The organism is Sulfurovum sp., assembly GCF_036568385.1.
Lineage (GTDB): Bacteria > Campylobacterota > Campylobacteria > Campylobacterales > Sulfurovaceae > Sulfurovum.
Genome location: NZ_DATCSP010000054.1, coordinates 1 through 6,317 on the forward strand (window position 1 = coordinate 1; position 6,317 = coordinate 6,317).

Genomic DNA, 6,317 nt, shown 5'->3' on the forward strand with positions numbered 1-6,317 from the left:
AGTGCCTTTACACGTATGCGTTTTTGTTATGGGGATCACAGACTCGATTTTGACCAGAAAGGTCCGCCTACAGATGAACTGAGGGAACAGGAGTTAAAACCCTGGTTCGAATGTGAGTATCGTAAAGATATAGATCTGCGCATTATCATGGGGCACTGGTCAGCATTGGGACTCTATCAGGATGAACATGTGCTGGCTCTGGATACAGGATGTGTGTGGGGCGGTGAACTCACTGCGGCACGCATTGACAGGGAGCAAGTACAGATCGTCTCTGTACCATGCAGCAAACAAGAGGAAGGTGAAGCAGAAGGGACTACTTTACCAGATGCCCCACAAATTTAGACATATTGTTCAGTATCTTTCCGCCTTTTCTAAAGCCAAGGCCGCATGCCTCATACGCATAGAACACACCTGCCTGGTAGGATCGCCCCTGTGTATCGGTCGGAAGTTCGCTATAGGCCTGATAGACCATCTTATGACTGTCATACTCCCCCTCAACACTCTCTATCTCCTGTGCGTTTTCATCCAGGATAGTGACACTGCCGCCTTCTCTGCCAAAGACAGGCTTTCTTACCTGTTTCTTTCCTTGCAAGGGTTCAAAAGCACTCTCAAGAAGAAGAGGGTGGTTCGGGTAGAGGTCCCACAGGACCTTGAGCAGTCCCTTGCTTTGAAAGAGGAGGGTATAGGCCGGGTTGAAGATGATCGCCTTTTGATTTTTGATGATATTGGTCAAAAGCATGGCCAGGTCCGACTCTTCCAATGCGATGTCTTCCCACGGGATCAGTTTGAACCAGAGTTCATAGTGCCTATCCTGATAAAAGATGCCCTCATCAGGGGAGAACTCTATCTCATCGATATAGGCGAATTCGGTGTTGAAACCGGCTTCTGTAGCGATATGCTGCAGGAGTCTTACCGTATTCTCTTCTTCTGAATTTCCCTTGACCGAAGTGAAGAGGAAGTTCCAGCCGTCATAACGTGCCTCGAAGTCAGAAACATCCTCCTCCAAGGTCACCAGACGTTTGAAGTTGTCAACCAGTGCTTCATAAAGTCCATTGAACTGGCTTGCTTCTTCCATACCGTTCTGTTTCAGTATGGCCCACTGTACGATGGCCGTTTCAAACAGTGCCGTAGGGGTGTCTGCATTGAATTCCAAGAGTTTGATAGGCTTTCCGTCAACCCCACCAGCCAAATCAAAACGTCCGTATAGGTGCCAGTGTACATCATGTTCCCAGGACGCTTTGATGACTTCGACGAGGTTGAAAGGTATGCCCAGCTCATGGAAGAGATTGTTCTCGATGACATGCTCGGCTGCTTCGATGTACATGTCATAGAGTGTATTGGCTGCTTCATAATAGGCTTCTGCCTCTGCTTCGGACAGGACAACCAGTTCGTCAGAGATGTAGCTTGTCTCATCACTGTCTGTATGCCATACGAATCCGAGTGATTCTAGATAGTCGGTGTCCAGGGGAACCGTTTTCTGTAAATTCAGCATCTTTTAGCCACCAAAGAAGCCGCCGGAACGGCTTGAAGTGCTTTTACTGCCAAAAAATCCGCTTCTCTTGGCGCTGCTTTTTTTAGCGGCATCAAAACTTTTCTGACTTCTTGTATAGGTGGAAGGGGATTTGTATCCGGCTTTTCTGTTGTTCTGGTAATTCTGGTTGCCAAAAAGCTTGGATCCTATCCAGGAACCGATGACAGCACCAGCCATACTGGATAGAAGTATCTCACCCAAACCCATACCGCCTTGTTGTGACATTTGAGGATTCTGTTCCTGGGTGAGGTTGGAAGTTCCGTTGTCGATCCTGGCTGCCTCTTCAGCGACGAGGGCATCCATTTCAGGCTTGGTCAGGACCCTCTCAGTCCCATCAAGCTGCTGCAGTACGATACGTGTCTCCTCTGCGGGAAATTCATCTTTTATCTTGTATCTTCCTGGTGCGGTCTCTTCTATGATGACAAAGGCATGCTGTGCTTTGCTCTGTTCCTGCTGCTGCTGATTGTCACCGAAACACCCTGTAAGCCCTGTGGCCAAAAGGGTACCAAGACCTGTAGCGGTTGCAATGGTTGAAAACTTTCTTAAATGTTTCATATTCCATCCATAAATTAGTTTTGGGGGAATCATAGCAAAAAATAGTTAATAGCAAGAAAAAGGAAGGGGGAAAAGCAGAGAAGGAAGAGGCTCTCTGCTTTCGATCTGCAGCAAAAAAGGGGTCGTTAGTCCATCTGCTTTCTGAGGAAGGTCGGCACATCCAAAATATCTTCATTGTCGCCATTGTAACCGCCTACGACCATCTTATTGGCAGAGCGCAGTGTGTTGATATTACAGGCGTTTGAAGTTAAAAGCGTCTCCTGTTTCGTCACTGTCGGTTCAGAAACAGCGCTCTTGTCTTCAAATCCGGTTGCAACGATGGTGATCCTGACTTCATCCACTGCCATACTTGGATTGGTGGTCGTACCAAAGATGACCGAAGCATTTTCATCCGCACTCTCTTCAACGATATTCATCGCTTCACCGATCTCCATGATAGGATAATCAGGGTGAATGTCGAAGTGTACCAATACACCCATCGCGCCGTCAATAGAGATATTGTCAAGCAATGGAGACTCGATCGCAGATTTTGCCGCATCATAGGCTGCATTGGTTCCCGAACTGTATCCTGCACCCATCAAAGCAAGACCTCTGTGGCTCATTACTGTCTTGACATCGGCAAAGTCAAGGTTGATGTCATTCTCACCGTGGGACAGTATCACTTTGGAGATGCCGCCTACCGCCTGGGCAAGGATGTCATCTACCATTCTGAAACTCTCTTTGATACCAAGGTTCTTCTCAACAATGGAAAGCAGTTTTTCATTAGGTACCACAATGATAGAGTCGCTCTCTCTTTTCAGTTCTTCCAGACCTTCTCTTGCAAGTTTGGTTCTTTTTCTGCCTTCGAATTTAAAAGGACTGGTCACGATAGAGACCGTCAAAGCGCCGATCTCCTTAGCTGCTTGTGCAATGATCGGTGCAGCACCCGTACCTGTACCTCCGCCAAGTCCGGCAGAAATAAATACGATATCCGCACCTGAAAGCATACTTTTGATATCTTCAAAACTCTCAAGGGCAGCTTCTCTACCTTTGTCAGGCACCATACCTGCGCCCAGCCCTCTTGTCGCATTGATCCCCAGCTGCATCTTGAATGGTGCAACGGAACTTTCCAGTGCCTGCGCATCTGTATTTGCAACGATCAGGTCGATACCGTTTACCCCTTCACTGATCATATGATTGATCATATTGCCGCCGCCGCCGCCGACGCCGATCGCTTTGATCTTTGCTCCGTTTGTATGACATTTTGCCTCGGTGATCTCTATTTCGAACTCTTCCATCTTTTCCCCCTTTTATTGGATTTTATAAATTTTTTCTTAAAAAAGCTGTTTGGCCCAATTGGCGAACTTTTTGAACGGATTTTTCTTTTCATGGTCTATATCCGGTAAATCATCGAACGAGATGGTTGACAATTCATCGGATTCCTCTTGCCGCTTTGACTCTTTGGATTCTTTTTTGGCAGCTTTCGCTTTTGTCTCCATAGTGTCATGTTCACTGGAACCTATGCGAATATCGCTTAGATTCTCTTCATGCACCGTTTTGGAGTGCAGCAGCGTTTGCTGAAAATCTATTTCATACTGCGTGTGACCGCCCGCTTTGTAAAGCAGCAGACCTACCACCGTAGAGAATGCCGGATCTTTCAGTTCATCAAAAAGACCATTGATATTGTCTGGATAGGCTACCCTTACCGGCATGCCAGAGAAAATAGCCTGTGCCAATTCTCTGATGCCTTTGAGTTTTGTCATACCGCCGGTCAGTATGATACCCGCACCGATCTGCTCTTTGAGTGCGGATTTTTCCAGCGATTTTGCCAAGATCATCAGTGCTTCTTCCACACGGGAGAAAATGACGGAGTGTACGATATCCAGTGAGACACCGTTACGGCTCTTTTCATCTCCTATGATAGGAAGCTCAACCACTTCGTTAGAGCTTTCAGTAAGGTTCCCATGGTGGATTTTCACATCTTCTGCTATCTGTAAAGGCGTATGCAGTGCCATGGATAGATCATTGGTGATATGGTTCGAACCCACACCGAGGAAATCATTATAACGGATAGAATTTCCGGTATGTACCACCAGGTTGCTGGTCTGTCCGCCCAGATCGATCACTGCAACACCAAGCTCTTTTTCGTCTTCATGCATGGTCGCTATCGCAGAGGCATAACCGCTGAGCACAATACCGTCTATTTCCACACCTGCAGAACGCACGGCCTTTTTAAGATTGGAAAGGTTGGATTTCTGCGTCATGATAATGTTGACATCCACTTCCATGCGGCTCGCGTTCATGCCAAAGGGATCTTCTATAAAGTCTTGATCATCGACCCTGAAGTTGTAAGGGAGTACATGGATCACATCATACTCATTGGGGATGTTCGCATTGTAGAGCGCGGTCTGCATCACACGGTTGATCTCTTTGATGGAGATGTCCTTGTGCGGAATATTGACAATACCTGTCGAGTTCAGGCTATTGGCATAGGCATTGGAGATGGAAACCGTTGCGGAAGTGATGTTGCTTCCCGCAATACGTTTTGCGTCGTTGATGGCTTTCTTGATGGATTTTGAGGCAAGCTCTATATTGGTAATAGCGCCTTTCTTAACCCCTTGGGATTTAGCGATCCCATGCCCCTGAACCGTGACCTGGGAGTCTGCTATTTCAGCTATGACTGCACATATTTTAGTAGAACCGATATCAATAGCTAAAATTGTGTCACTCAATTTACAAGCCCTCCCATGTAGACTTCTGTAGGATATTTCCTATCTAGCATTTTGATCAGGTTCGATTCAAAGGTGCTTTGCTTGAGCTGAGCTGCAGTATCCTTTACAAAATCTGTCTGATTCCTATCCATCGGCATAAGTTTTTGTTCTAGAATATTATAAACTATAACCTTGTCGAATACGCTTATGATACCCTTTTCTTTTGATGATGTAAAGAGTTTTTGTAAAAATTGTAAACTTTCTTGATCATTTAATGGATTTAGATTGACATTCTCTTCTAGTTTTACAAAATCGGATACTGTTGCATTACTCTCCTCAAAGTTTTCAAGGGTGGTCTCTGCCAATGCAAAAAGCGCTTCTTTTTTCGCCTGGCTGGCATAGAATGCGGTCACCTCTTTTTTTGCCTCTTCATAACTTTTCACCCTTGGCAATATGATATCTTCTATCTTGACAGTGGCATAACGTTCCCCGACAGTTTTCGGTTTGAATATCTCTCCTGCAGATCCTTCTTCCAGTGCATTCCAGATCTCCTCAGTCAGTTTGGCATCACCCACCTGAAGTGTGACTCTTTCACTGTTGTCAAGAGAGCCTTTTTTGAAAGCGATATAGGCTTTTTGTGCAGCTTTTTTTGTCTTCTTTATTTTTAAGTCTTTGGTGGCCAATAGTCTGGCTTCTTCAAACGGCAGCTGTTTCCCTGCTGCATCGGTAAAGTTGAAGCTGTTCTTTTCATAATGTGCTTTCACTTCTTCTTCTGTCACAGGCGTCTCTTTGCTCTCTGTCCACACGATCGAAAGTTCATAGGATTTTGCTGTCAAAAAGTTCTCTTTTTGCATTTCCCAGTACGCTTTTACTTTAGCTTCATCCAGGACGAAGTCCAGGTCGCCATCTGTCAACACTTTGTAGGCCAGTTTGTCACTTACGTTCAATGCTGCCGCGATCGCCTCTTCTTCAAGCGGTAACGCTTCGGTCGTGAGCATTGCCAGTGTCTTTTGAATGATGATCTCTTCTCTCAGTGTCTCTTCAAACACCTTGGCTCTGAGTTTTTGACTTTTCAGATACCCCTCATAGATCTCTTTGTTGAAAACACCGTCTTTTTGGAACCAACGGATATTTTGTAACCTGTCGGCTACTTCAGCATCAGAAGCGATGATGCCCAACTCTTTGGCAAAGTTCAGTATTTTGGCCTGTGTGGCCAATTGTGCGAACGCCTGTTTGACCAGCCCCATCTCTTCAGCGGTCTTATCGTCCAGCTGGCCCTGCATAGCCTCATTATACTGGTTGTACAGACTGCTGTAAACCATATTGAGTTTTGCCTGTTTGATCTCAATGTCACCCACCTTGGCAACATTCCCTGCTTTGGACCCAAAACTGTAACTTCCCCAACCTACAAAACCTGCACCAATAAATGCGATGGTTGCTACCCAGATTGTCCATACCAGATATTTATTGTGTTTTTGCATCCAACTAATCATACTTCATCTACCTTCAATCGAAAAAATTTGTACAATATTCTATCTAAA

5 protein-coding genes and 1 pseudogene are annotated in these 6,317 nt (G+C 45.6%); 1 reads left to right on the forward strand and 5 read right to left on the reverse strand.

Annotated features, from left to right (window positions below; translation table 11 throughout):
• Positions 1-342, forward strand: a pseudogene (locus tag VIM88_RS06145) (symmetrical bis(5'-nucleosyl)-tetraphosphatase); the annotation flags it as partial.
• Here the strand turns inward: VIM88_RS06145 and VIM88_RS06150 are convergent.
• From VIM88_RS06150 to VIM88_RS06170, 5 genes are all read right to left on the reverse strand, one after another.
• Positions 314-1,492 (reverse strand): glutathionylspermidine synthase family protein, encoded by a 1,179-nt coding sequence (locus VIM88_RS06150; RefSeq protein WP_331862008.1) that lies wholly within the window; start codon positions 1,490-1,492, stop codon positions 314-316. The pseudogene VIM88_RS06145 and the gene VIM88_RS06150 sit on opposite strands and share 29 nt — an antisense overlap.
• Before the next feature lie 3 nt (positions 1,493-1,495).
• The gene (locus tag VIM88_RS06155) at positions 1,496-2,086 is read right to left on the reverse strand and encodes a UPF0323 family lipoprotein (RefSeq protein WP_331862009.1); all 591 of its coding nucleotides are present in this window, start codon (positions 2,084-2,086) and stop codon (positions 1,496-1,498) included.
• Between the two features lie 125 nt (positions 2,087-2,211).
• Positions 2,212-3,363, reverse strand: coding sequence for a cell division protein FtsZ (ftsZ, locus tag VIM88_RS06160; RefSeq protein ID WP_331862010.1), 1,152 nt, complete (start codon positions 3,361-3,363; stop codon positions 2,212-2,214).
• 36 nt (positions 3,364-3,399) lie between these two features.
• Entirely contained in the window at positions 3,400-4,797 is a 1,398-nt protein-coding gene (ftsA, locus tag VIM88_RS06165) for a cell division protein FtsA (RefSeq protein WP_331862011.1), read from the reverse strand.
• A complete protein-coding gene (locus tag VIM88_RS06170) occupies positions 4,794-6,269 on the reverse strand; it encodes a peptidylprolyl isomerase (protein WP_331862012.1) in 1,476 nt (491 codons plus the stop codon). The genes ftsA and VIM88_RS06170 overlap by 4 nt, the downstream gene beginning before the upstream one ends.
• Positions 6,270-6,317 lie beyond the last annotated feature (48 nt).

Bases quoted from the DNA above. Each gene is read 5' to 3' on its own strand.
- VIM88_RS06155 (WP_331862009.1), bottom strand. From the start codon at position 2,086: ATGAAACATTTAAGAAAGTTTTCAACCATTGCAACCGCTACAGGTCTT.
- VIM88_RS06170 (WP_331862012.1), bottom strand. From the start codon at position 6,269: ATGATTAGTTGGATGCAAAAACACAATAAATATCTGGTATGGACAATC.
- ftsZ (WP_331862010.1), bottom strand. From the start codon at position 3,363: ATGGAAGAGTTCGAAATAGAGATCACCGAGGCAAAATGTCATACAAAC.
- VIM88_RS06150 (WP_331862008.1), bottom strand. From the start codon at position 1,492: ATGCTGAATTTACAGAAAACGGTTCCCCTGGACACCGACTATCTAGAA.